The sequence below is a fragment of the Rhodococcus koreensis genome (assembly GCF_017068375.1).
In the GTDB taxonomy this organism is placed as follows: Bacteria; Actinomycetota; Actinomycetes; order Mycobacteriales; family Mycobacteriaceae; genus Rhodococcus_F; species Rhodococcus_F koreensis.
Window position 1 is genome coordinate 4,126,902 of record NZ_CP070609.1, and the last position, 24,751, is coordinate 4,151,652.

General features: G+C 65.7%; 19 protein-coding genes and 1 pseudogene. 6 read left to right on the plus strand and 14 right to left on the minus strand.

Features of this window, described 5'->3' with window-relative positions; all coding sequences use genetic code 11:
- Window positions 1–281 precede the first annotated feature (281 nt).
- Window positions 282–1,499, plus strand: a pseudogene (locus tag JWS14_RS18855) (ISAzo13 family transposase); the annotation flags it as partial.
- A gap of 296 nt (window positions 1,500–1,795) precedes the next feature.
- On the opposite strand, the gene JWS14_RS50130 reads toward JWS14_RS18855, so the two are convergent.
- The 9 genes from JWS14_RS50130 to JWS14_RS18895 all read right to left on the minus strand — a co-directional run bounded on the left by JWS14_RS50130 (window position 1,796) and on the right by JWS14_RS18895 (window position 11,099).
- Window positions 1,796–2,437, minus strand: a complete 642-nt coding sequence (locus tag JWS14_RS50130; protein ID WP_338051177.1) for an ATP-dependent DNA ligase — start codon at window positions 2,435–2,437, stop codon at window positions 1,796–1,798.
- Complete coding sequence (locus tag JWS14_RS51460; RefSeq protein ID WP_338051178.1) at window positions 2,434–2,769, minus strand: ATP-dependent DNA ligase; 336 nt, start codon at window positions 2,767–2,769, stop codon at window positions 2,434–2,436. The genes JWS14_RS50130 and JWS14_RS51460 overlap by 4 nt, the downstream gene beginning before the upstream one ends.
- Window positions 2,770–4,505: 1,736 nt before the next feature.
- Window positions 4,506–5,360 carry an acyl-CoA thioesterase domain-containing protein gene (locus JWS14_RS18865; protein WP_338051179.1) on the minus strand — a complete coding sequence of 285 codons (855 nt, stop codon included), beginning with the start codon at window positions 5,358–5,360 and terminating at the stop codon, window positions 4,506–4,508.
- 31 nt (window positions 5,361–5,391) lie between these two features.
- Window positions 5,392–6,585 carry an acyl-CoA dehydrogenase family protein gene (locus JWS14_RS18870; RefSeq protein ID WP_206014070.1) on the minus strand — a complete coding sequence of 398 codons (1,194 nt, stop codon included), beginning with the start codon at window positions 6,583–6,585 and terminating at the stop codon, window positions 5,392–5,394.
- Window positions 6,582–8,135 carry a long-chain-fatty-acid--CoA ligase gene (locus tag JWS14_RS18875; protein WP_206014071.1) on the minus strand — a complete coding sequence of 518 codons (1,554 nt, stop codon included), beginning with the start codon at window positions 8,133–8,135 and terminating at the stop codon, window positions 6,582–6,584. Before JWS14_RS18875 ends, JWS14_RS18870 begins: the two co-directional genes overlap by 4 nt.
- Window positions 8,136–8,158: 23 nt before the next feature.
- Window positions 8,159–9,304 carry an acyl-CoA dehydrogenase family protein gene (locus JWS14_RS18880; RefSeq protein WP_206014072.1) on the minus strand — a complete coding sequence of 382 codons (1,146 nt, stop codon included), beginning with the start codon at window positions 9,302–9,304 and terminating at the stop codon, window positions 8,159–8,161.
- Window positions 9,301–9,738: a MaoC/PaaZ C-terminal domain-containing protein gene (locus JWS14_RS18885; protein ID WP_206014073.1), complete on the minus strand. Its 438-nt coding sequence runs from the start codon at window positions 9,736–9,738 to the stop codon at window positions 9,301–9,303. Before JWS14_RS18885 ends, JWS14_RS18880 begins: the two co-directional genes overlap by 4 nt.
- A complete protein-coding gene (locus JWS14_RS18890) occupies window positions 9,735–10,190 on the minus strand; it encodes a MaoC family dehydratase N-terminal domain-containing protein (RefSeq protein WP_206014074.1) in 456 nt (151 codons plus the stop codon). The genes JWS14_RS18885 and JWS14_RS18890 overlap by 4 nt, the downstream gene beginning before the upstream one ends.
- Window positions 10,191–10,202: 12 nt before the next feature.
- Window positions 10,203–11,099 (minus strand): SDR family oxidoreductase, encoded by an 897-nt coding sequence (locus JWS14_RS18895; protein ID WP_206014075.1) that lies wholly within the window; start codon window positions 11,097–11,099, stop codon window positions 10,203–10,205.
- Window positions 11,100–11,375: 276 nt separating this feature from the next.
- On the opposite strand from JWS14_RS18895, the gene JWS14_RS18900 reads away from it, so the two are divergent.
- The 3 genes from JWS14_RS18900 (at window position 11,376) to JWS14_RS18910 (ending at window position 15,312) form a co-directional block, all read left to right on the plus strand.
- Window positions 11,376–12,563 carry a TetR/AcrR family transcriptional regulator gene (locus JWS14_RS18900; protein WP_206014076.1) on the plus strand — a complete coding sequence of 396 codons (1,188 nt, stop codon included), beginning with the start codon at window positions 11,376–11,378 and terminating at the stop codon, window positions 12,561–12,563.
- Window positions 12,564–12,676: 113 nt separating this feature from the next.
- On the plus strand, window positions 12,677–14,122 hold the full coding sequence (locus JWS14_RS18905) for an OB-fold domain-containing protein (protein WP_206014077.1): 1,446 nt from the start codon (window positions 12,677–12,679) through the stop codon (window positions 14,120–14,122).
- A complete protein-coding gene (locus tag JWS14_RS18910; protein WP_206014078.1) occupies window positions 14,119–15,312 on the plus strand; it encodes an acetyl-CoA acetyltransferase in 1,194 nt (397 codons plus the stop codon). The genes JWS14_RS18905 and JWS14_RS18910 overlap by 4 nt, the downstream gene beginning before the upstream one ends.
- 407 nt (window positions 15,313–15,719) lie before the next feature.
- Here JWS14_RS18910 and JWS14_RS18915 read toward each other — a convergent pair whose 3' ends face one another.
- Window positions 15,720–17,468 carry a hypothetical protein gene (locus JWS14_RS18915; protein ID WP_206014079.1) on the minus strand — a complete coding sequence of 583 codons (1,749 nt, stop codon included), beginning with the start codon at window positions 17,466–17,468 and terminating at the stop codon, window positions 15,720–15,722.
- 355 nt (window positions 17,469–17,823) lie between these two features.
- On the opposite strand from JWS14_RS18915, the gene JWS14_RS18920 reads away from it, so the two are divergent.
- Both JWS14_RS18920 and JWS14_RS18925 read left to right on the plus strand, forming a co-directional pair.
- A complete protein-coding gene (locus tag JWS14_RS18920; RefSeq protein ID WP_241031408.1) occupies window positions 17,824–19,053 on the plus strand; it encodes an MFS transporter in 1,230 nt (409 codons plus the stop codon).
- A gap of 254 nt (window positions 19,054–19,307) precedes the next feature.
- Window positions 19,308–20,402: a CaiB/BaiF CoA transferase family protein gene (locus JWS14_RS18925; protein ID WP_206014080.1), complete on the plus strand. Its 1,095-nt coding sequence runs from the start codon at window positions 19,308–19,310 to the stop codon at window positions 20,400–20,402.
- Window positions 20,403–20,776: 374 nt separating this feature from the next.
- Here the strand turns inward: JWS14_RS18925 and JWS14_RS52225 are convergent, their stop codons facing one another.
- The 4 genes from JWS14_RS52225 to JWS14_RS18945 form a co-directional block, all read right to left on the minus strand.
- Window positions 20,777–21,163, minus strand: a complete 387-nt coding sequence (locus JWS14_RS52225) for a hypothetical protein (RefSeq protein WP_257890969.1) — start codon at window positions 21,161–21,163, stop codon at window positions 20,777–20,779.
- A gap of 211 nt (window positions 21,164–21,374) precedes the next feature.
- Window positions 21,375–22,991 (minus strand): amidohydrolase, encoded by a 1,617-nt coding sequence (locus JWS14_RS18935; protein WP_206014081.1) that lies wholly within the window; start codon window positions 22,989–22,991, stop codon window positions 21,375–21,377.
- Window positions 22,992–24,485 carry a sodium:solute symporter family protein gene (locus tag JWS14_RS18940; protein WP_206014082.1) on the minus strand — a complete coding sequence of 498 codons (1,494 nt, stop codon included), beginning with the start codon at window positions 24,483–24,485 and terminating at the stop codon, window positions 22,992–22,994.
- Window positions 24,482–24,739 (minus strand): DUF3311 domain-containing protein, encoded by a 258-nt coding sequence (locus tag JWS14_RS18945; protein WP_072942478.1) that lies wholly within the window; start codon window positions 24,737–24,739, stop codon window positions 24,482–24,484. Before JWS14_RS18945 ends, JWS14_RS18940 begins: the two co-directional genes overlap by 4 nt.
- Window positions 24,740–24,751 lie beyond the last annotated feature (12 nt).

A 24,751-nucleotide genomic window follows, 5' to 3' on the forward strand; every position in this document is an offset into this window, starting at 1 on the left:
GACAAACCCACGACTGGCAAACCGGACACAGCGACACCGACGCAGTCATCGAGTTCGCACACGCGTGGGCACCCTACGGCGGAGCGCCTGACGAAGAGATCTTCGTCAGATTCGGGATGTCCGTCGACCGCTTCATCGAGACGCTCTGGCGCATACTCGAAAACTGCCTTTTCGCACCCCCGTTCATCGATGAACTCGCCGAGGTCTACCAACCCTCACGCCACTAAGGGATCGCGAGGAATTAACGTCGCTTTTAATGATGATGGCGTTACCGTTGTGGCATGGCGGATGCGGCAGAGGCGCTGGGATGGCGTTACGAGACTATTCGTGGGCACTTGAACGAGCGCCAACGTCGGGTGTGGCTGGGGGTCGAGGCCGCGCAGCTCGGTCCCGGTGGTGTGGCGATCGTGGCCTCCGCGACGGGTGTGGCCGCCGATACCGTGCGCCGTGGCCGCGCGGAAGCCGAGGAGGTGACATCCGCGGTGCCGGTGGAACGTTCACGTAAACCCGGCGGCGGCCGTAAACGTGCGGAGGCCCATGAGCCCGAGTTGGTGGCCACGCTGGAGGCGCTGATCGATCCCGACACCCGTGGCGACCCGGAGTCACCGCTGCGGTGGACCTGCAAGTCAACCCGTGCCCTCGCGCGAGCGCTGACCGAAAATGGCTATCAAGTCAGCGATTTCGTGGTTCGGCGACTGCTCAAGGAACTCGGCTACAGCCTGCAGGCCAACGCCAAGACCACTGAGGGCCGCCAGCATCCCGACCGCGACGCCCAGTTCCGGTATCTGCACGAGCGGACCGAAGAGCACATGGCGTCGGGGGATCCCGTGATCAGCGTGGACACCAAAAAGAAGGAGCTGGTCGGCAGCTACAAGAACGGCGGCCGGGAATGGGCCGCGGCCGGGCAACCCGAGCACGTCAAGGTTCACGACTTCGTCGATCCCGCACTGGGCAAGGCCAACCCGTACGGTGTCTACGACCTCGCCGCCGACGCCGGATGGGTGTCGGTCGGCACCGATCACGACACCGCCGCGTTCGCGGTCGCGACCATCGGCCGTTGGTGGGACGCGGTCGGCTCGGGCACCTACCCGCACGCCGGTCGTCTGCTGATCTGCGCCGACGGCGGCGGATCCAACGGCTACCGCACCCGGGCGTGGAAGACCGAGCTGGCCGCGCTCGCCGCCCGCACCGGACTGACGATCACCGTCTCTCACCTGCCGCCCGGCACCAGCAAATGGAACAAGATCGAGCACCGGCTGTTCTCCCACATCTCGATGAACTGGCGCGGACGCCCACTGGAGAGTCACGAGGTCATTGTCGAGACCATCGCAGCCACCACCACCCGCACCGGCCTGCGCGTGCGCGCCGAACTGGACACCGCCGAATATCCCACCGGCGTCAAGATTCCCGACCGCGACATGGCCGCCCTCACCGACACCGGAACCCTCACCCGCCACGACTTCCACGGCGAATGGAACTACACCCTCCACCCGAACCCCGACACGCCCGAACCTGACTAAGTTAATTCATCGCAGGCCCTAACGACCACCGACGTGCTTCAGACACGGTCTACAACCAACCGACCTCAGATGACGCACACCGAATCGGGCCGTACAAAACCGGCCGACTGATCTGTGCTGTTACCACCGGCGCGACCTGAGCACTTCTGCTCTGCAGGGTGTTACACCTCAAACTCGTTGCAATGCAGAAAGCGTGCTGATCTGCGACTTCGACCGAGACGCTCCCTAGAATTTCTCAGCAATTACCAACACCTAACGAATGCGGTGTGGCATCCCTAGTGCGTCAAGCCAATCGGTCCGCACGATGCTTGGGTGCGCTCCTTCGGGATGGATGCGCTGGTCGAAGGACAGCGAGACAGTGGCGTGCGCAGATAACCACGTCCACGACCAGCCGAGGACTCAGCCACTTGAACCCCAGAGAAGGTCTCCGCGGCCGCTGACGGGTCCGTGAGAGGGCTGCTAGGGCGTTCCAGCGGCCGGAAGTCCTCCCGGAGCTGTCGGCGCATCGAGACCGTGAGTCCGCTGGAGACAGAACCTACCTGGACTAACCGTCCTTCCGCGTCGTACGCTCCGAGGATCAGCGCCGCGACCGATCGACTCGAGCCGACGAAGCCGATCACCAAAACCGAACTGCGAGTACGGATTGCATGCTTGACCCAGGACCGGCTCCGCTGGCCCGGAAGGTAGATCGAAGTCGACCTTTTGGCCAAAATCCCCTCCATGCCAGCACTTTTCGCGGCATTCAGCATGATTTTGCTGCTCTGATTTTCCCAGTACGGAGGGACAGTGATGGGCAGGCCACCGACGTCCTGGATGACCGAATCCAGCTCGGCCAGCTCCGCCCGCCGCTCCAGATACGACGCCTTCGTGAGATCGTCTCCTTCGAGCGCGAGGACGTCAAAGGGTAAAAATGTCACAGGGATTCGCCGCTGCAACGGCTTCGTCGCATGGGCGACCCCCATTCGGCGTTCAGCCCGAAGGATGGCTCGCCCTTATCGAGAGCTACCAGTTCGCCGTCGAGAACGATGCGGCCGCGGCCGCCGAACGCCGCTGTCAATGCCTCGGTGATCTCGGGATATGAGGGTGTCACCACGTTCATGGCGCGGGTCCACAGCACCGGCTCGCGGCCGCCGCCCACCGAGGCCAGCATCCGGCACCCGTCGTACTTCATCTCGAAACTCCATGGCCGTTCCGCCGTGTCGTCCGGAAGCGTGCCGGCCGTGGCCAGCATGGGCGCAATCAGCCGCATATCCCCGATTGTGCCCGTGACCTGGGAGCTACGCAGGTAGAAGGCTCAGGACAGCGCGTCGCCGGCGGCGCGCGATAGGTACAGGGTCAGTGCCAGGAGTTCCACCAAAGAACTATGGGCACCAGCCAGGGCGTCCACACCATCCAGCTGCCGCCCAACCCGTACGGGGGGATCGGAATCACCTCATCACCTCCGGGGTTAGTTGAATGGAAGCGACTGCCACCACCGCACTGCGTTCCCTAGTGCCATGATGGCGGCGGTGATCTCAGGGAAAGCGTAGAAAACCCCAGGTCTAACATGACGAACTCCTTGGTCGGAAACGGGCTCAGTTGAATGGAAGCGCACCCCTCCTGCGCTGTGTATCGACCGCCGGAGGCGGATCGGTACAGCTACCCCAATCGAGTGGGCCTGTAGGCGCAGGCCGAGTGATGGCGGATTCACCCCAGATCGCAAAGAGAAACAGGCCGCCACGCACCTGCCAATCCGCGGAACACCGCAGATCAGGACCGTGATCAGATCACCGGTCTGGGCAGTGGCGACCTGTTGCTCGTCGCGGTTGCCAGAGTAGATCGTCCCTCCGACAGAGACGATCAGGACTGCGCCGGGACGAGAAACTTCACCGCGGCGCTGAAGGCGTATTTTCCTGGGCTGTCCAGTAGAGCTACTCACCTGTTCTATTCGATACCTGATCTGACGTACAAGCAGGCCAAAGCTCAGGCTGAGACGAGTCCACGTTGTTCAGCGCTCAGGTAACGACAGTCAACCTAGCTCGATACACGTATCAGGTCGGGAGGCCGAAGGAGCACGTATGAAGAACGGTGACCTGTACCCACCTCAGTTGGACTGGCTGCCAGCATGGGCGTACCCGCTGTACACAGGCGCGTGGGGCTTTGCCTGGCTGATCAGGAACGGCTACAACCCTCTCACCGGCTATCCCTGGTAAGGCCGACTGTAAGGAGTCTGCAATGCCTAACTCACCCTGGGACATTTTCCCGTACAACGTGTTCGCCTGGATAGGAACGATGATTATGCCGTTCTTTGGCGGTGGATCATGATCGGCAACTTGCCAGACCTCTGGCTACAGCCTCCCGTATGGGGATGGTTCAGCGCACTGTGGAACGGATTCGCAGCACTATGGAATCCACTATGATCGGCAACTTGTTTGACCTGCCCTACATAATGTGGTTGGCACCGGGCATGGAAGTGTGGCACAACTTCGTGGACTGGTTCAATGAGTTCTAAGGAGCAATCATGAGTGGCAACGTGTGGGATCAGTGGGATCATTCAGGAATGATCGGCTTTGCCGCCAACTGGTTCATGAATGTCTGGCAGACCTTCTTTATGTAGCAACTGAATACTGAGTCTGATATGGCCTAGGACTAAAGAAATCCACAGTCCTAGGCCATTCCTATCCCTGAACAATTTATTAACCGGTATGTGGTCATTCCTCCTACAACCCGCATCCGCGCACTCGAGGCCGAACTCGCCGCCCGCAGCCGCCACGAACGGGAGGAAGTCATCGAACTTCGCCTACGGGCTCATAAGCTCGCCCAGCATGTCCAAGCCCTCACCCTGGACAACGAGGCCCTACGTCAGACACTCGCCACTCGAGGGCTCCTATCCGAGCTTCCTCAGATACGTCGCGACAATCCATCCGATACAACTCCGGCTGGCGCTCCGATATGACAACTTTCCACCGGACAGGTCTACCGGGGACGTTACCAAGTCAGCGTTGATTACCGTGGATGTGCTACAGCCGGGATGCTGTGACCGGCGCGCTCGATTGCAGTGACGAGACAGGTTCCTAGGCGACCGTGCCGGTCGAACAGGGTTGCCGAGCCTACCGCGATGCCGTTCGAGTCGAGATGGCTGTCGGCTTCCAGGCCGAGGTCTGGGCCTTCGGGCATCCTGGCCAGCGTCAGTGTGACGTCTCCGTTGATGTAGCCGATGCCGGCGGTGCCTAGATTGGTCACCAAGTTGGTCAGGTCGGACACCATCGCCGCGCGCACGAACGGTGTCGTCATTTCGTCTTCAACGGCCGCCCAGTTCCGGGCCCATATCCGCTTGCGGGTTCCGGTGTACAGGGCAGTGGCCGTCCGGGACCAGGGCATCCACCCGTGCGATGGCTCTGAGATTCCGATCATGCGTTCCCCGGGGTGTGTCTCTGCTGGCGGAGGTTTCGGTGTGTCGGGACTGGCCCATCGCTGACCCTCAGCGTTATTCGCCTTCCGGTAGAAGACGACTGATGCACGTGCCACCACGACGCCGTCTTGCAGGAGAGCCGAATCCACGACACGAATCCGGTGTCCCCAGCGCACAACGTGGGAGTTCGTATCGATTCGCGCCATCCGCACCGGCCGGAACAGGTCTGCGGTCAACCGTGTAGCGAAGAAACCCTCATCTGGGTTTCTCTCCTCGGCGGCTCGGGCGAGCAGACCTAGTATCGCTGGCCCGACAACCATGTCGGCGGACCAACCGCTCACTGCGCTCGTCAACGGTTCGAAACCGGAACCTGTCCGAGTGAAGAACGGCTCCCCGTGGTGGGCCGAATTCTTCGATGGTTGACGAACCCGGACACTTCCATCTGCCACGTTCTTGCCCTTCCATGATCGAGCGCGTCATTCAGGACGAGGTCCTGCCCAGCAGTTCGTCGGAGATGATCCGCATCTGGATCTCGCTGGTGCCCTCGAAGATCTTCGTCAACCGGGCATCGCGCCAGTGCCGCTCCACCTGGAAGTCGGTGGTATACCCGGCACCGCCGTGAATCTGCACGGCCTCACTGGTCACCCGCTCGGCCATCTCCGTAGCCACCAGCTTGCACATCGACGCCTCCAACGAGCACCGACGGCCGGTGTCGATATCGGTGGCCACCGCATACATCAACTGCCGCGCCGCCTCGATGTCGGCGGCCATCGTCGCGACCTTGAACCGCAGATGCTGGAAATCGGCCAACTCGTGCCCGAACTGACGGCGGGTGTGCAGGTACGCGATCGAGTCCTCCAACGCCGCCCGGGCCAGTCCGATCGCCCGGGCCGCGGTGTGCGCCCGCCCGACCTCGAGACCGGAGACCGCCAGGTAGAAACCCTTGCCCTCCTCGCCGAGCATCGCGGACGCCGGCACCCGGAAGCCGTCGAACGACAACTCCCACGTGCTCCACCCGAAATACCCGATCTTGCGGATCTTCGTCCCGCTGATCCCTTCGGGGAAGCCTCCGCGCTGCTTGTCGATCAGGAACGCGCTGATCCCGCGGTGCGGCTTCGCCGGATCCTTGGTCGGATCGGTGCGCGCGAACAACACCAGATAATCGGCCTCGTCGGCGTACGTGCACCACATCTTCGTGCCACTGATCACCCAGTCGTCGCCGTCGCGGGTCGCGCGGCAGGAGATGTTCGCGACGTCGGAGCCGGCCTCGGCCTCGGACAGGGCGTACGCGCCGAGGTACTCACCGCGGGCCACCTTCGGCAGCAGCGCCGCCTCCTGCTCCGCGGTGAAGCCGCCGCCCATCCCGTTGCCGCGGGCCAGCAACCCGGACACGCTCATCCACGCCCGCGACAACTCCTCCGCCACCAGGCAGTACTCGAACACACCGAGGCCCAGACCGCCGTGCTCCTCCGGGATCATGATCCCGAAGAACCCGACCTCGGCCATCGCCTTCTTCAACGTGTCCGGGATCGTGCCCTGCACCGGATCCAACTCGTTCGCGACCGGCAGCACCTGCGTCATCGCGAACTCGCGAGCCAGGTCCCGGATCGCCAGGCGATCCTCGGTGAGATACCGCGGTGAATCTGTCCGCGGCTGCGACGGCCGATGCGTCATGAGGGTTGTCCCATCGATGTGTTGTGCTGCTCGCGCAGTGTCCGTTTGAGAATTTTGCCGACCGGTGACAGCGGGAGCGCGGGAACGAACTCGACGGTGCGCGGCGCCTTGTACCGAGCGATGTATTGCGCGCAAAATTCGCGCAATGTCGATGCGTCGCTCTCGTGTCCCGGGGTCAGGACGACGACCGCGTGGACGCGTTCGCCCCAGTCGGGGTCGGGGACCCCGATCACGGCGCAGCTGGCGACCGACTCGTGCAGGGAGAGAACGCTTTCGACTTCGGCGCTGTACACGTTCTCGCCGCCGGTGACGATCATGTCCTTGAGCCGGTCGACGACGTACAGGTAGCCGTCGTCGTCGAAGTAGCCCATGTCTCCGGTGTGCATCCAGCCGCCGCGCAGCGCGTGCGCGGTTTCGGCCGGCTTCTTCCAGTAGCCCAGCATGATGTTGCCGCCGCGAACGACGACTTCGCCGACCTGGCCGACCGGCATTTCCTCGCCGTTCTCCCCCACCACCCGTACCTCGGTGTGCATTGCCGCCCGTCCCGCCGACCGCAGCCGTTGCGGGTGGGTGACGTCCCGATGATCGGCCGGGGTCAGGAGTGTGGCGACCGGGCCGAGTTCGGTCATCCCGTAGCGTTGGCACATCTGCAAGTGCGGGAGGAGCCGCAATCCCTGCCGCAGCACGGTTTCGGAGATCGGCGAGGCTCCGTAACCCAGGTGGATCAGGCTGGACAGATCCGCGCCGGTCGTTTCGATCAACGTGAGCAATCGCTGGATCATCGTCGGCACCAGGGTTGTTGCGGTGATTCGCTCACGCTCGATCGTCTCGGCCAGCCGGTGCACGTCGAATTCCCCGAGCACATACTGGGTCGATCCGAGCATTACCTGCTGGTAGATGCCGGCCAGCGCGGCCATGTGGTAAAGCGGTGAGACGTGCAGGAACCGTTCGGGCCGGTTGGGAAGTCCCGCGGAGAGCAGTGATCCCATACCCGAGACCATGATCTGCCCGGGACCGAGCATCACCCCCTTCGGTACCCCGGTGGTTCCCCCGGTGTACAGGATCGCCGCCAGTGCATCACCGGAGAGTCGCCGGTCGGCCATCGGGGTGCTCGCGGTGATCAGGTCCTCGTAGTCCAGGCAGTCGTCCGGGAGCTGCGCGGCTCCGTAACACACGATGGACGCGAGGGTAGAACATTTGTCCCGGAGCTCGCGGGCCTGCGCGAGGGAAGCAGGATCCGTGATCAGCACCGTGATCTCGGCGTCGTCGACCTGGTACGCCATCTCGGTCAGGCTCCACCGGTTGTTGATCGGCGCGAGCACGAATCCGCCCCACGGGCAGGCGAGTGCGTACTCGACGTACTCGGCCGAGTTGGTGGCCAGGATGCCGATGCGGTCGCCTTCGGCGGCGCCGAGTCCGGCCAGCGCCGCTGCAAGCCGGCCGATCCGGTCGATCAGTTCGGTGTGTGTGAACTGTCTGTCCCCGTTGACGAGGGCAATCTTGTCCGGACACTGGCTCACGCTGCGGTGAAGTCCCTGGGTGAGATACACGTCGTCTCTTTCCATCGGGCGTGCTACAACGAGCGCGCGATGAGTTCTTTCTGGATTTCGTTGGCGCCGCCGTAGATCTTCTGGGCGCGGGCATCCGCGTAGAGCCGGGCGATGCCGTACTCGCGCATGTATCCGTAGCCGCCGAACAGTTGCAGGCATTTGTCGATGACCTGGCACTGCACCTCGGTCAGCCACCATTTGCACATCGCCGCCGCGGAAGCATCGAGCTTGCCGGCCATGTGCTGAGCGATGCAGTCGTCGAGGAACACCCGCGCCACCTTGGTGAGCGTTGCGCATTCGGCGAGCTGGAAACGGGTGTTCTGCAACGCCATCAACGGCGCACCGAAGGCCTCCCGCTGCTTGACGTATTCGACGGTCAGGTCCAGTGCGCGTTCGGTGGCGGCCACCGCGCTGATTCCGATGATCAGTCGCTCCTGCCGGAGTTGGCTCATCATCATGGCGAAGCCTGTGCCCTCCTCGCCCAGGAGGTTGGTTGCCGGAACCCGGACACCATCGAAGGACAGCTCGGAGGTGTCGGCACCGTGCTGGCCGATCTTGTCGAGAACCCGGCCGACGGAAAACCCGGGGCAGTCGGCGGTCTCGACGATGATGAGGGAGATACCCCGCGCACCGGCCTCCGGATTCGTCTTCGCGGCGACCACGACGAGATCGGCGGTGGAACCGTTGGTGATGAACGTTTTCGAGCCGGTGATGACGTACTCGTCACCCTCGCGCACGGCGCGGGTGCGGATCGCTTTGAGGTCGCTGCCGGCGGAGGGTTCGGTCATCGCAATCGCCGTGACCATGTCTCCCGATGCCATGTGCGGCAGCCAGCGACGTTTCTGGTCCTCGGTTCCGTAGTCGAGCAGGTAGTGCGCCACGATGCCGCTGTGCACCGAGTTTCCCCAGGCCCGGTCGCCGGTGTGCGAGTAGGCGTCCGCGATTGCCGCGTGGTGCAGGAACGACCCCCCGCCGCCGCCGTACTCCTCGGGAATGGCCGCGCACAGCAGACCGAGTTCGGCTGCCTTCTTCCAGAACTCGCGGTCGACGTGGTGTTGCTGCTCCCACCGTTCGGAGTTCGCCGTCACCTCCCGATCGAAGAATGAGGTGGCCATCTCGTGTAGGGCGTCGATGTCCCCGGTCATCCAGGGGGATGTGCGTCTGGTCATGGAAGATCTCCTTGATCGTTGTGAAGCGCCACCGTGGCGGTGCCGCGCAGGGTGACCGTTCCGTCGGCGAGGGTGACGGTCAGGTCGAGGTCCGCTTGCCGCTCGCCGCCTCGTTCCTCGATGGCGGCGACGCGGCCGGTGCAGGTGGGCCGGCCGTGTAAGGGGGTGATTGCCGCGAAGCGGACGCGGTAACTGCGCAGGTCCCACTGCCGCGCCGTGGAGGTGACGAATCGGGCCAGGTACGCCATCGACAGCATGCCGTGGGCGAAAACGTCGTCGAGTCCGGCGCTGTGGGCGACGTCGGAGTCGATGTGAATGGGGTTGTGGTCGTTCGATGCGCCGGCGAACAGAGCGAGGGTGGTCCTGCTGATCGGCGGAAGTGCCAGCGGTGGCAGTTCGGCGCCGACAGTGAGTTCCTGCAACATGGTGGTCATGTCGTCAGCTCCAGTTCTCGGATGACGAGGACGTTTTCGAGTTCGGCGACGGGTTCACCCTCCCGGGTGATGGCGGTGCGGCGGACGAGAAAGCGCAGCGCACCGCCCTTTTTCTCGTAGTAGTCGCTGTAGGACGGTGTCAGCACCAACTCCTCGCCGGCGAATGCGAGCGAGTGGTAGCGGAACGACTGTTCGCCGTGGAGCACCTGGCGCATGTCGACGCCGAGTTCACCGAGGACACCGTGCGGGTTGGGTCGGGTGAGCTCGAGGCTGAACAGGAACGTCGGGGGGATCAGCAGATCCGGGTATCCGGCTTCGCGGGCGTGGGCCAGATCCGTGTACACCGGGTCGGTCTCGCCGAGAACGTCGGCGAAGAATCGTAGCTGGCCACGCTCGGCGATGGCCGTGAAGCTCGGCAGCTGCCGACCGATGAGATCGGTGGGATCGATCATGACGGCGCCTTTCTATGCGGACATCGTGAACGCCGGCGGACCCGCGGGAATGACGGCCAGGGCGTCGGCGATCTCGTCGACCGTCCAGCGGCTGTCGCGGTCGAAGGACTGCTGCTCTTCCCACCCGCGCTGCCAGCCGATGTGACCGCCCATCACGGTGAACACCTGACCGGACACCGCGCACTCATCGGACGCCAACCACGCCACCAGCGGGGAGATGTTCTCCGGTGCCCACTTGTCGAACCCGTCCGTTGCGCCCAGGCGGTCCTTGAGTCCGGGCGCCGCCATCGTCAGGCGTGTGCGGGCGACCGGGGCGATGGCATTCACCCGCACCCCGTACCGTTCGAGTTCGCGGGCGGCTACCACCGACATGATCGAGATACCCGCCTTGGCGCTGGCGTAGTTGACCTGACCGGGGTTGCCGCGCAACCCGGACCCGGATGAGGTGTTGACGACCGCCGCCGACACCGCCTTTCCTGCCTTCGACTGCTCGCGCCAGTAGTTGGCGGCGTGGTGGAGCGGGCAGAAGTGCCCCTTGAGGTGCACATCGATCACCGAGTCCCACTCGCCCTCAGTCATATTGACCAGAGTGCGGTCACGGAGAATGCCGGCGTTGTTGACCAGGATGTCGAGCCCACCGAAGGTGTCGACCGCGAGATCGATCATCTCCTGGGCGGTCTTCCAATCCGACACGCTCCCGATGTGCGCGACGGCGTTGCCACCGCGTGCGGTGATCTCGTCGACCACCTGCTGGGCGGGGGTGGCGTCGTCGCCGCTTCCGTCGGCGCTGGACCCGTTGTCGTTGACCACGATGTTGGCGCCCAGGTCGGCGAGGAGCAACGCGTGCTCCCGGCCGAGGCCGCGGCCCGCACCGGTGATGACGGCAGTCCGCCCCTTGAAAGTAGCCATTCGTTCATTCCTTACGTCCGGATGTTGTGAAGAGGGAGGGCGGAATCCCCGCAGATCGGCGAACCATGTGCATGTCACCTGGTGCAAACGTGTGTCGACCGAGCACCCTCACCGCTCCACCGAAGGTAACGTGTGCTGTGACACATAGTCAACACTCGTTAATTTTCTTGAGTTGGCGAGGAGGGTCCGACTCCGCTCACGCGGGCTTACGCGCCGCGGGAGGGGCGGGATGCTCCGATAGGCTGACCCGACACGATCGAAAGGACGTCACTCGTCGTGAACCAATCACTGAGCACACCTACCCAGCGCACCGAGGACCGCTCGGCCCAGATTGTCGAGGCCGCGGCGGTGCTGTTCCGGCAGCGCGGGTTCGTCGGGGTGGGCATCGACGACATCGGCGCCGCGCTCGAGCTCAGCGGCCCGGCCGTCTACCGGTACTTTTCCAGCAAGCAGGCGATCCTCGCCGCGGTCATCGGCAGGCATCTGACCGAGATGGAGAGCGCCCGCGAGTCGGCCGACGCGGATATGCCGTTGCAGGAGCGGGTGTTACGCGCGTCGGTGCTCACCTGCCTGGCCGATCCCGATGCGCACGTGGTGTATCTGCGCCAGATGGGCAATCTCGATCCTGCGAGCCGGGACGAACTGACCCGGCGTCAGGAGTCGATCGTGGCGCCGTGGAGCTCTCTGCTCGATCCCGAGGATCTCGGCGCGTCCCTGGGGCTGCGCCTGCGGGCGTCCGCCGGGGTGCTGATCCGGGTGGCACTGTCGACACAGTCCGCGAAGCTGCCCCGCGAACGCCTTGCCGCCGGCATGGTCCGGTCTCTGCTGAGTACGACGCTCCCGGCGTCCGCATCCGTGGCCACCCCGACCGATTCCGACGCGACCGCGCCCGGACCGCTGCGGCACGCCTCCCGCCGTGAAGCCATCCTCACCGTCTCGACTCAATTGTTCCGGGAACGGGGGTTTGGCGGGGTGTCCCTGCGCGACATCGGCGATCAGGTCGGCGTCACCGCCTCCGCGGTGAGTCGGAACTTCGACAACAAGGAACAACTTCTCGCCGCGGCCTTCAACCGGGCCGGCGAGCAGATCGCCGGCGCCATCGCCACCGCGCTGCGACACGCGGGCTCCGCGTCCGAGGCGGTGGTGGACATCGTTGCCCGCTATGCCACCCTCGCCATCGAGAGCCGCGACCTCATCGCCATCTACACCACCGAGATGCACTCGCTCCCCGAGAATGTGCGGGCGCTTCGGCGCCGGAGTCAGCGGATGTACGTCGACGAACTCGCCCACGTCATCGAGCTCGCGGTCCCTGACTTGAGTGCCGCCGAAGCCAAGGTCCGCGCCGGATGCGCGTACTCCCTGATCAACGAAGTGATCATCAACGACGGCCTCGCGCAGCGCCCCAACCTCGCCGAAGAATTAACGATGTTAGCCATCGATGTGACCGGGTTGAACCTGCGGTAACCGGAAGAATAAATGCATCTAACTGGTATTTTATGGTCAGAGACTAAACAGCCATTGACCGAGCGTTAACGGGTATGTACTTTTCGGGTGGGGATCATCTACTCGGAGGCACAATGAGCACACTCAGTGGCATCGCTGCATACGGAGTGCACCTTCCGTACTGGCGACTGACGCACGCGACCATTCAGCAGGCCGTGGGCAAGCGCGTGGGCAAAGGTGCACGCACGGTCGCCGGCTACGACGAGGACACCACCACCATGGCGGTGGAGGCATCACGCCGCGCCCTGGCCGGGGCCGGGAACGACGTCGGCGCCGTCCTGTTCGCGACCACGGCGCCGGCGTACATCGACAAGACCAACGCAACAGCCGTTCACGCCGCGGTGGGGCTCAGTCCCGACGCCCGCGCCGCCGATATCGGCGGCGCCGTCCGGTCCGGGACCTGCGCGTTGATCACCGGCCTCGAACGGCCCGGCCGAACCCTGGTCGCGCTGGCCGACACCCGGACCGGCCCGAGCGGAAGCAGCGACGAGGCCACCGGCGGCGACGCTGCGGCGGCGTTCGTCGTGGGTCCGGCCACCGAGTCCGCACCGCTGATCGCCGAGTTCCTCGGCGCCGGGTCCGCGTCCACGGAATTTCTCGACCGCTGGCGCACTCCTGGCGACCCCTGGTCTCAGACGTGGGAGGAACGCTTCGGCGAAGGCGCCTACACCGAAGCCGCGACACGGTCACTGACCAACGCGCTCAAGGACACCGGGCTGTCCATCGGGGAGGTGGACAAATACTCGGTCACCGGACTCTCGCCCCGCGCGGCCCGCAGCTTCCTCGCGACCAGCGGGGTGCCACGCGGCGCCGTCGCCGACGATCTCGTCGGACGCATCGGACATTGCGGGGCCGCGCACGCCGGTGTGGCGCTGGCGGCGATGCTCGACACCGCATCGCCCGGTCAGATCCTGGCCCTCACCGTGCTCGCCGACGGCGCGGACACCCTCTTCTTCCGCACCACCGAGGCGATCGCCACCGCACGCCCGGCAACCACAGTGGAAGACCAGATCGCGGCCGGGCGCGACACCCTGTCCTACGTCGACTTCCTGTCGTGGCGGGGCCTGGTCGCAAAGCAGACGCCGCGCCGGCCGGACCCCGACCGGGCCGCAGCGCCCGCCTCATACCGGATGGTCGACTGGAAGTACGGATTCGTCGGAAGTCGGTGCCTCGACTGCGACACCGAGCACCTGCCTCCCCAGCGAGTGTGCCTGCGCTGCGGGGCCACCGACCGGATGGTCCCCGCGCCGCTCGCACACGTTCACGCCACCGTGGCGACGTACACGATCGATCACCTGGCGTTCTCTCCCGCCCCGCCGGTCGTTGGCGCGGTCATCGACTTCGACGGCGGTGGGCGGTTCTCCTGCGAGCTCACCGACATCGATCCCGACACCCTGCAGATCGGGCAGCGGGTGGAGATGACGTTCCGCCGGCTCTCCACCGCCGAAGGCATCCACAACTACTTCTGGAAGGCCCGGCCCAGCGCCGACGCCCCGACAGCCGAAGGACACCGATCATGAGCTCGCACGGAATCAAGGATCAGGTTGCCATTGTCGGCATGGGGTGCACCAGGTTCGGGGAACGCTGGGAATCGTCGACCGCCGACCTCGTCGTCGATGCCGCGACCGACGCGTTCAAGTCCGCCAACATCGACAAGGCCGCGATTGACGCCTACTGGCTGGGCACGATGAACTCCGGGTTCTCCGGGATGACCCTCTCGGCGGCGCTCAAGATCGACTACAAGCCGGTCACCCGGGTCGAGAACTTCTGCGCCACCGGCTCCGAGGCCTTCCGCAATGCGTGCTACGCCGTCGCGTCGGGCGCCTACGACGTCGTGATGGCGGTGGGCGTGGAAAAGCTCAAGGATTCCGGGTACTCCGGGCTCACCCGCGCCAACCCACCCTCGGACGGCACCGGCACCACCTTGACCGCACCGGCCCGGTTCTCCATGCTCGCCCCGGCCTACTGCGAGAAGTACGGAGTGCCCCAGGACGAGTTCAAGGCGGCAATGACCCACGTCGCGTGGAAGAACCACTACAACGGGGCACGCAACGAACGAGCTCAGTTCCAGGCGGAAGTCCCCGAAGCCACCATCGCCGCCTCCGCCCGCGTCGCCGGAGACCTCGGTATCTTCGACTGCTCCGGCGTCAGCGACGGCGCCGCGGCCGCCATCATCGTGCGCGCCGAGGACGCCCACAAATACACCGACAAACCGCTGTACGTGAAAGCTCTCGCCTTCGCCGCAGGGCCGGGAAGCGGACCCATCGACCCCGAATACGACTACACCACCTTCGAAGAGGTGGTCCGCTCGGCACGGGACGCGTACGCACAGGCAGGCATCACCTCACCCGGCGACGAGTTGATGATGGCCGAGGTCCACGACTGTTTCACCCCCACCGAACTCGTCCTGATGGAGGACCTCGGCTTCTCACCACGCGGGCAGGCGTGCACGGACACGATGGCCGACCGGTTCACCCTCCGCGGCGACCTGCCGGTGAACCCGGACGGCGGCCTCAAGAGCTTCGGGCACCCGATCGGCGCCTCCGGTCTGCGCATGTTGTTCGAATGCTGGCTCCAACTACGCGGTGAAGCTCCCGACAACCGCCAAATCCCGTTGAAGGGCAAGCGATACGGCCTCACCCACAACCTTGGCGGCGGCCCCGGAGAATGCGTGTCGTTCGTGTCCGTGGTCGGCGCGCAGAAGGGCTGACCGACACACGCGCCAACGTACCCACCCCCACCCGAGGCAGTCCCCGGCTGTGCGAAGCGATTCCCCGCTTCCCACCCGGGGACTGCCGCGTTTTCAGCCCGGGCAATCTCAACAATTTAACGACCATTGACTATGATTCAGTTCACAGATAGCCTCGATTTGCACGGAAGCGCGGACCGATATCGCCCCAATTCTCCTCAGAGTTAGCGACTATCGTCGAACTGCGCGCACAGATCCGTCGATCCTCACCCGAGGAGACGTGAACGTTTGTATCAGCGGGATCATATGATGAACGCTGGCCGTGCCTTCTCCGCCGTCGCACACCGTCGCGGCAGCCCGAAAGGATCAACGACAATGGCCACCAACACCGTTAGCGCGGATTCTCGCGCAGGAAGTTCGACCCCAGTTCAGGTGAACTCGTAGTGCAGGGTTCGTCCATCCCACCAGGGGACCTCGGTGTCGGGGAGGTTGGCTTGGCGGAGGACGGGTGAGTAGGTGCGCCGGTCGAGTCGGACGGTGATCTCGTTGCCGCGGTTGAGGATCTGTCCGCCGGTGGATAGGAACCGTCGTTGCAGGGTGTCGGGTGTGGCGGTGGCGTAGCCGGGTAGCCGACGTCGCAGTGCGTTGCAGACGGTGTGGGCGAGCACGGTGAGGACGACGTCGTGGTCGACGTTGAGGGGGACGGCGCCTGCCAGGGCGTCGAGGCCGAAGGAGCGGATGGCTTCGGCGAGGCGTTGTTCGATGTTCATCCGGCGGGCGTAGGCCTCGATGATGTTCTTGATGGGGGTGTCAGTGTCGTTGGTGATCAGGATGGTGGGTTCGTCGTGGCCGAGGCCGGCGATGGCAAGTTGACGGACGGTGCCGGGGTAGGCCGAGAGTGTCGCTGCGGGGTTCTCGTGGACCTTGACTTTGCGGGTCTTGCCGCCGGCCCGGGCCACGGTCAGTGCGGTCCATGCGCTGGGCGGCAGTGCGTGCAGGTGTGCGGTGAGTGTGGGGTTGCGGGCGCGCAGGGTGATGAACCCGATGCCGCGGTCGGTGAGCTCGCCGAGTTGGGTTTGGGTGGTGACCTTGGAGTCGAAGATCAACCGTTTCGGGTCGGTCCCGGTCACCTGCTTCCAGTGGTCGGCGAAGGCGAGGATCTCGGTGTTCTGGGTGGCCTTGGCCAGATCGGCGTTGGCGTAGAGCAGGTTGTGGGTGGCTGCGTCCTCGACGAAGAAGGTCAGCACCGAGCGGGTGCGTTGGGAGCGTCGGGGCACGTAGTGCTTCTCCAGCACCGCGTCGTCACCCCAGTGCATCACCGCGTGGAAGTCCAGGTTCAACGCTTCGCCGTCGGCAAGTCCGGCGGCCAGGGTGGCCTGGTCCAGCGCGGCCAGGAACGCGCGTTGCTTGTCGTGGGAGAGCCGGTAGGAGTAGCTGGTCAGCGCGGTTGCCTTGGGCAGGCTGGTCAGTCCGGCGAACAGCGCGGCGCCCGGGTCGGCGGCGATGTCCTCGACGTGGGAGACCCGGCGGGTCGCGGTGAGCTTGAGCGCGAGCAGCGCCAACACCGAGTTCAGGGCCGGGATCACCCGGGTGCCCGGGTAGCCGGCGGCGCCGACCAGGCCGGGCAGGTCCAGGGCGACCAGATCCGGGATCGCCAGCAGCAGCCCGGCCAGCTTCGTCTCCGAGCTTTCGGGCAGGTCGGTGAAGTCGACGACCTTCGTCCGGGTCGGGGGCTCACGTCGTGACAGACCCCGCTCGGCGTGCGGCCGGGGCCACAGTCTGGGGAAGCCCTCCTCCGCGAGCACCTCGGCCACCCCGGTCCGGTTCAGCGGCGTGCCCTCCTCGGCCAGCACCGCCGCAATCTCGTGCGCGGACCGGCCCGCCTGTCGCAGCTCGATGATCCGTCCCCGCGCCGCGTCCTTGGTCGGCGCCGACTTGGGGCCCGGCTTGGTGGCCGCGAAGAAGTCGGTGCGTCCGGCCCGGAAGTCACGGGCCAACGAGGTCAGGGCGGCCGGCGTGTAGCCGAACCGGGCGGCAGCCTGTGCGGCCGAGGCACCTTCGAACAGGTAGGCGCGCAGCGCCTCGTAACGGCGGTGGTTCACCTCGGTCGGGGCAGCGAAGAACTCACCACCGGGCCGAGCGGCCCCAGCTGGGGTCGATTCCGCTGCCTGTTCCACCCTTGTACTAGAACAGTCTGGTCGGGGCGGGTCAAGGCGACCCGCCCAGCGAAGCGGAAACTACTTACAGAGTTGTGATTTGTTCGGATGCACTGCGGCTCTCGCTGCCGTCGGTTGCACAACGTGATACGGATACAAGCTGCGACAGGCAGCGAAACCTACCCCAGCCGGCGCTGGAAGTAATTACCTCAGAAGCCGAAGCCGCAGAGAGACAAAGCCAATCGGGCACTACCCGATCCCAGCCAACGCCAGCCTGATCGCCCATGACGACCTTGCGGGAATCCGCGTTAGACCCGCCGTCCTGCGGCCGGGAGATGAGTCCCGCGGCAAGGCCTGGGGTTTCACCGGGTTATTGATGTTTCTGTACATGATCAACTGGGCCGACAAGGCCGTGTTCGGGATCATCGCACAACCGGTCGCCAAGGAATTCGGGCTCACTTCCGCCCAGATCGGTCTGATCGGCAGCGCTTTCTTCCTCACCTTCACCATCGGCGGATTGTTCGCCGGCCTGCTCAACAAGTGGATGTCACTGCGCTGGGCCCTGGTACTGCTGTCCGTCGGTTGGGCCGTGTCGATGGTTCCGCTCGTCGTGGTGGCCGGCTTCGCGATGGTGCTGATCAGCCGAATGTTCCTCGGCTTGACCGAAGGACCGTCAAGCGCCCTCGTCCACACCGGCGTGTACTCGTGGCACCCCACCGAGAAGCGGTCGTTCCCCTCGGCATGTATCAGTGTGTCGGGTTCACTGGCGAAGGTCCTGTTCGCTCCCGCGCTCGCAGTGGTCGCAACCAACTGGGGCTGGCGCGCAGCGGTCCTCACCCTTGCTGCCGTCGGCGTCATCTGGTGTGGTGCCTGGCTGCTTCTCTGGAGAGAAGGCCCCTACGGGGGACGCTCTTCCGCGGCCGACGATCCCGCGAACGACGCCGCCACCCCGGACACCACCACCACGCGCGTCCCGTGGGTCACAATTTTCCGGACACCGACATTCCTGGGCGGCGCTGCGGCAGTCTTCTCCATGTATGCCGTCTCCACCGTCATCCTCACCTGGCTGCCCTCATACTTCGAAGTCGGACTGGGGTACACGCGGGTCCAGGCCGGCGCCATGTTCGGCATTCCCAGCATTGCCGTGTTCGTGATCCTGCTGCTGACCACGTCCATCGGCGACCGACTCCTCGTCCGAGGCGCCAGCTCACGCGTCATCCGGGGAATCGTGCCGAGCATCGGGATCCTCCTGTGCGGGCTGGCACTGGTCACGCTGCCCTACATCCACACCCCGGTCATCGCCGTCGTCCTGGTTTCCCTCGGCTATGGACTCGGCGCCATCGCCTTCCCCCTGCTGAACTCGGGACTGTCCGAAATCTGTCCACCACGGCAGGTTGCCGGTGCACTGGGTATCTTCCTGGCCATCATGTCCCTCGGCGGCCTCTTCGCCCCCTACCTCATGGGACGACTCGTCGATGCGGCACCAGACGCTGCAACCGGCTACGCCTCGGCCTTCCAAATCCTCGGCATCATCAACCTCGTCTGCGCCGTCATCGCACTTCTCACGGTCAACCCGGTACGCGACGCGCTACGCCTCGCCCGCTGACTCCAGAGAGAAGCCGGGTTTCTCCCTCGACCGCTCGCCCGCCCGGGTCGAGAGCGCAGGGCGCAGCGAGTTCGCACCGGCGCCGTGGATCTTCGGATCCTCCCGATCCGAAGATCCACCCCGCGCGATGTTTGCCGAAAACGACCGGGCAGGAACTCCGTGACCACCCCTTGCCCTCACGCAACCCCCACCGTTCGCTGAACATTTAGCGCACCACAACAGATTCCATCCCCAGAGAAGCAGAGGAAGCATTCATGGCGACCACCACCGGAAACGGACCTCTCATCGGTGTTCGCATCGTCGAACTCGCGGGCATCGGTCCCGGCCCGCACGCTGCGACGTTGCTCGCCGACCTCGGCGCGGACGTGGTCCGCGTACAACGGGCCGGTCTGCTGCCGACTGTCGGGCAGCGCCGCGACCAGACCCAGCGCGGCCGCCGCGTCGTGGAAGCGAACCTCAAAGATCCTGCCGGGATCGAGCTCGTCCTCGGCCTCATCGAGCGGGCAGACGTGCTCATCGAAGGCTTCCGCCCCGGCGTCACCGAGCGCTTGGGCCTGGGACCGGACGTCGCACTGGCGCACAATCCGCGCCTGGTCTACGGCCGGATGACCGGCTGGGGACAGGCAGGTCCGCTCGCGCAGGCGGCCGGCCACGACATCAACTACATCTCGCTGACCGGTGTGCTGCACGCGATCGGCAGGAAGGGGGAGCGCCCGGTGCCGCCGCTGAACATGGTCGGCGATTTCGGCGGCGGCTCGATGTTCCTGGTGTTCGGCATCCTCGCTGCGCTGATCGAACGGCACACATCAGGCAAGGGTCAGGTCGTCGACGCGGCCATGGTCGACGGCACCCTGGCGTTGTCGCACATGATGTGGAGCTTCCGCGGCATGGGCCGGTGGTCGGACGAGCGCGGGGTGAACATGCTCGACACCGGTGCACCGTACTACGACACCTACGAGACCGCGGACGGCCGGTACATGGCCGTCGGTGCGGTGGAGCCGCAGTTCTACGCACTGCTGCTGGAGGGCCTGGGTCTGGACCCGGCCGACCTGCCGGCCCAGAACGACCGGAGCGGCTGGCCGCAGGTGCAGAAACTGTTCGCCGAGGTGTTCCTCACCAGGACCCGCGACGAGTGGGCGGCGATCTTCGACGGCACCGACGCCTGCGCCACACCGGTGCTGACCTTCGCCGAGGCACCGCGGAACCCGCACATCGCAGCCCGCGGCTCCCTCATCGAACTGGACGGGGTCACCCAGCACCGGCCCGCGCCGCGATTCTCCCGCAGCGAGCCCGGCCTTCCCGGCGCCCCCGCTACCGAAGCAGTCGTCGCCGCCACGCTGTGGCACTGAAGGGTGACGACCCGAGAATCGGCAATTAGTCCAGAGACAGGGTCTCTCGGCTTACCGGATCCGGAAGAGGTCGGCGTCCGCCCAGCTCGCCCTGCAGAGCGAAAATCGGGCTTACCTGCGATTTCACCAAGGTGCTGCATAAGTGTTTATACGACAGCCACCCGCACCCCATGAGCGTGTTGTGTTCAACAAGTCAATCAGAGCGCACTGCTTTAGAGATGCTCAGCTCAAGGGCAGTGAGACAGGCGTGTGCGCAGATAACGACGTCCACCACAATCGCCGGTTCGACCCAGCGCACGATCCCGTGGCCTCCGCTGCCGCGGCATCGGTTCCGAGCGGGCTGGTGCGGCGTTCGAGCGTGGCCTGCTTCTCCTTCAGCTGGCGGCGCACCGCCATCGTGAGCCCAGTCCCGCCATTGCCACGTAGCGAAGAACGCCCTGGTCATCGCATGCTCCGAGGACGAGGGAGCCGACCATGTTCCGCTGCGCACCCCCGCCCGCGATCCAACCAACAATCAAGCAAGAGCTCCTCGTGCGAAGGAGAACCTTCCGCCACGACCGAGTGCGCTGACCCGGCGGATAGGGCGACCCCACCCGTGTGAAAACCGCGCCCTCCATCCCGGAATTTCTGGCGGCCTCCAGAATGACGGCACCGTCCGCTCCTTCCCAGTGCGGCAAGATCTGCACGGGCACGCCGACCCCGGGCAGCGCGTGACCGAGGTCGGAGAGAGCTGCACGGCGCTCCAGATACGGCGCCGCCATCAAATCGGAACCGTCGGCAGAGAGAACGTCGAACGGAAGGTAGGTGACCGGCCCCTGACCGCCGCCGAGAGGCGGCACCCGTCGTACTTCATTTCCGCCGCCCAGTCGCCGCTCAGTGCCTCCGGGAGCTCCCGGAGCTTCCGCCGGCAACGGGAACCCGCCCTCACCTGATCGGCGAGGACGGGTTCCAGTTCCATTGCAGCTGAATCACTTACACCCGGGCTGGGTGCATGTCTGCCGCTTCTCCGTCGATCATCACCATTGCCGGACGGGGTATGTCGACGGTGCCGTCTCCGAGATCGCCGAGGCTGCCGTCGAACGCCACCAGGTCCGCGCGACGGCCGGCGGTCAGGCTGCCGACGCGAGTCTCGTCGTGGACCAGGTACGCGCTGTCGACGGTCATGGCCCGGATCGCGCGATCCACTCCGATCCGCTGGTTCCCGCCGAGCACGGTGCCGCCCTGTGTCATCCGGGTGACCGCGGTGCGGATGGTCGCCAGCGGGTCCATCGGCGTGATCGGACAGTCCGAATGCAGCCCGAATCGCAGACCCAGTTCGTCGGCGCAGGCCAGGGGATCCATGTCGGCGGCCCGCTCGGCGCCGAGGAAGCGGTCGCGGTGGCGATCGCCCCAGTAGAAGACGTGGTTGACGAAGAAACTCACCCCGAGTTCGGCTTCCCGGATCGCGGCCAGGTCGCTCGGTGCGCTCACCTGGCAGTGTTCGATGCGGTGCCGTCCCACCCGGCCGTCGGTGGCCTGCGCCCGCCGCAGCGACGTGATCGCGGCGCCGACGGCGGCGTCGCCGTTGGCGTGCACGGCGACCTGACCACCCGCGCGGTGCACCCGCAGGATCATCTCGTCGAGTTGCTCCTGCGGGTAGAGCAGGTCGCCGTGATGACCGGGGTCGCAGGCGTACGGGGCGCGGAGTGCGGCGGACAGTCCCTGGATCGATCCGTCGGCCCAGAATTTCGCGCCGGCCAGCCGGAAGTGCGCTCCGGCCGCGGGTGCGTGCTCGAACGTGACTCCCCGGTCGTCGACGGCCTGCAGCGCGAGGTCGCCGCGGAGGAACCCGACGACGTGGACCGGTAGCTCACCCGATACGTCCAGTGAGCGGTAGGCGGCCAGCTCCTGCTCGCCCGCCGACAGACCCACCCCGAGATCGTGGATCGTGGTGATTCCCCGTGCCCGCGCCGACAGCAGGCTGCGGAGCAAGGCACCGTTGACCTCCTGCTCGGTCAGCGCGGGAACCGCCGCGGTGAGCCTCGACACCGCATCGATTTCCCACGCCATCCCGGTCAGCCGGCCGTCGTCCCCGCGGGGGAAGAGCGGGTCGTCCATCGGCACCGTCGACTCGTCGATGCCCGCCGCCGCGAGTGCGGCGGTGTTGGCGACGGCGAAGTGCCCGCAGATGTGCAGCACGATGACCGGCCTGTCGATGCTGACCGCGTCGAGATCCGTCCGCGTCGGGTGCCGTCCCTCGGCGATCTGGGTGTCGTCGTAACCCCACCCCCGGATCCAGCCGCTGCCGCCGGCCGAGGCACGCAGCGCCTGCTGAATGTCGGCGATCGACCGGCACGGTGGCGTCCGGCAGTCCGCCCAACCGTCGGTGAGACCGGCGTACGTGGGGTGGATGTGCGACTCGATGAGTCCCGGGATCACCGTGGCGCCGGGCAGGTCGACGCGGCGGGCGCCGATCCCGGCGCAGTCGGCCATGTCCTTCCTGGTGCCGGTCGCGAGCACGCGGTCGCCGGCTATGACCAGCGCTTCGACGGTCGGCGACGACGGGTCCTGGGTGTGGATCGCATCGGCGGTGAGCAGTGTTCGGGACATTCAGGCACCTACTTGGCTGGGAGTGGCCGTGGATTTCACGGCGGCGGGTGTGCGACCTTCGGTGCGAAGGCCGCGGACGGGGTCGGTGGCCGGCCAGAACAACCGCGTCGCCACCACGAACAGGATGTTGAGGACCAGTGCGGCCGCGCCGAGGTTGACACCGTGCTCGGCGAGCCACACGGACACGGGGCCGTGCTTGTCGAGATACAGCCACAGCACCACGACGTCACCGAGCACCACGCCCATCGCGAGGGCGGAGGGGCGCAGTTTCCAGCCGAAGACCATCGTCGCGAACACCACGGCGGCCTGTGTGACGCCGTAGTACGCGGTGTTGACCAGGGTCAGCAGGAGCTGAGGGGTCGCGAGGGTGAGCAGGAGCGAGATCGCCAGATACGCCACGACGACTCCGCGTACCCAGATCCGTTGGCGGGATTCGGGGATCCCGGGAATGATGTTGCGCGACACGATCGCACCGATACCGAGGGCCGCCCCGCACAGCACCACGATCGCGCAGAGGGCCGCGCCGCCCGCGACGACGCCGGTCAGCCACTCGGGCAACAGTTGTCGCGACAACTGCAGGAGCACCTGGTCGGATTCCGTGCCCTCGAGCTTGGTCGGCAGCAGCGTGATCGCCCCGAAGGCGGCGGCGACGAGGAACGGGTACATGAGCATGTACAGGGGATTGAACTTGGCGACCCGCTTGATCGTCGCCTCGGACTTCGCCGCGAGCACGGCCTGCACGATGATCGGGAAGATGAAGAACCCCACCGATTGGAACACGATGGTCGTCAGGACGAACGTCAGCGACGACCCGGTGACCGTGGAGTGCGAGGCCGAGCCGCCACCACTGGCTGCCGCCGCGGCGAACAGCTTCTCGGTGCCACCGGTCTCGATCACTGCCGCCAGTCCGATCAGGACGGCGCCGAGCAGCAGGGCGGTGTCCTTGACGTAGGACACGAATGCGGGGGCGCGCACCCCGGACAGCATGAGGAACAGCAGCGCGAGTGCCGCTCCCGCGAACACCGCGACGGTGGGATCGATGGAGATCCCCAGCCCGGTGAGCGCGATCTGCAGACCGGCGAGCTGAAGCTGCCCCCACGGGATGAGGAATACGACCGACGCTATAGCGATCGTCAATTCCAGTCCCCGCGACCGGAAGTGGCGTCCGGCCACATCGGGCAACGTCATGGCGCCGTACCGCTTGCCCGCCCGCCACAGGTAGGGCGCGAAGAAGTACCCGATCGGGTAGGCCAGCAGGATGTACCCGATGAACCAGACGCCGTAGCTCGCGCCGTGCGCGTACACGCCGCCGGGGAACCCGATCAGGGTGCCGATGCTGTACGCCTCACCCGCCCCCAGGATGAAGACCAGCAGCGGACCGAACGACCGGCCACCCACCAGGTAGTCGGAGATCTCCTTCTTGCTGCCGCGCCGCGACAGCACGCCCGCCCCGAGGGCGAGGATCAGCACGAGCGTGAAGAACGCCGCGGTCATGACTGTTCTCCGATCCCACTGCCCGCAGCGGCGGATTCGGCACGTTCGGCAGCTTCGAAGTCTTTGCGGTCGAATAGCTTCCAGGCGAGATGGAGGCACAGCGAGGTGAGCGGCATCCACAGGAACAACCACGCGAACAGGATCGGAACTCCGAAGACCGCGGCCGTGGATCCGGACAGGACCACGATGCCGCCCAGAACCCCGGCGAACGGGACACCTATCGCGAGTAAGGCGCTTTTTGCCTCGTTGGACATGATTGTTGGGCT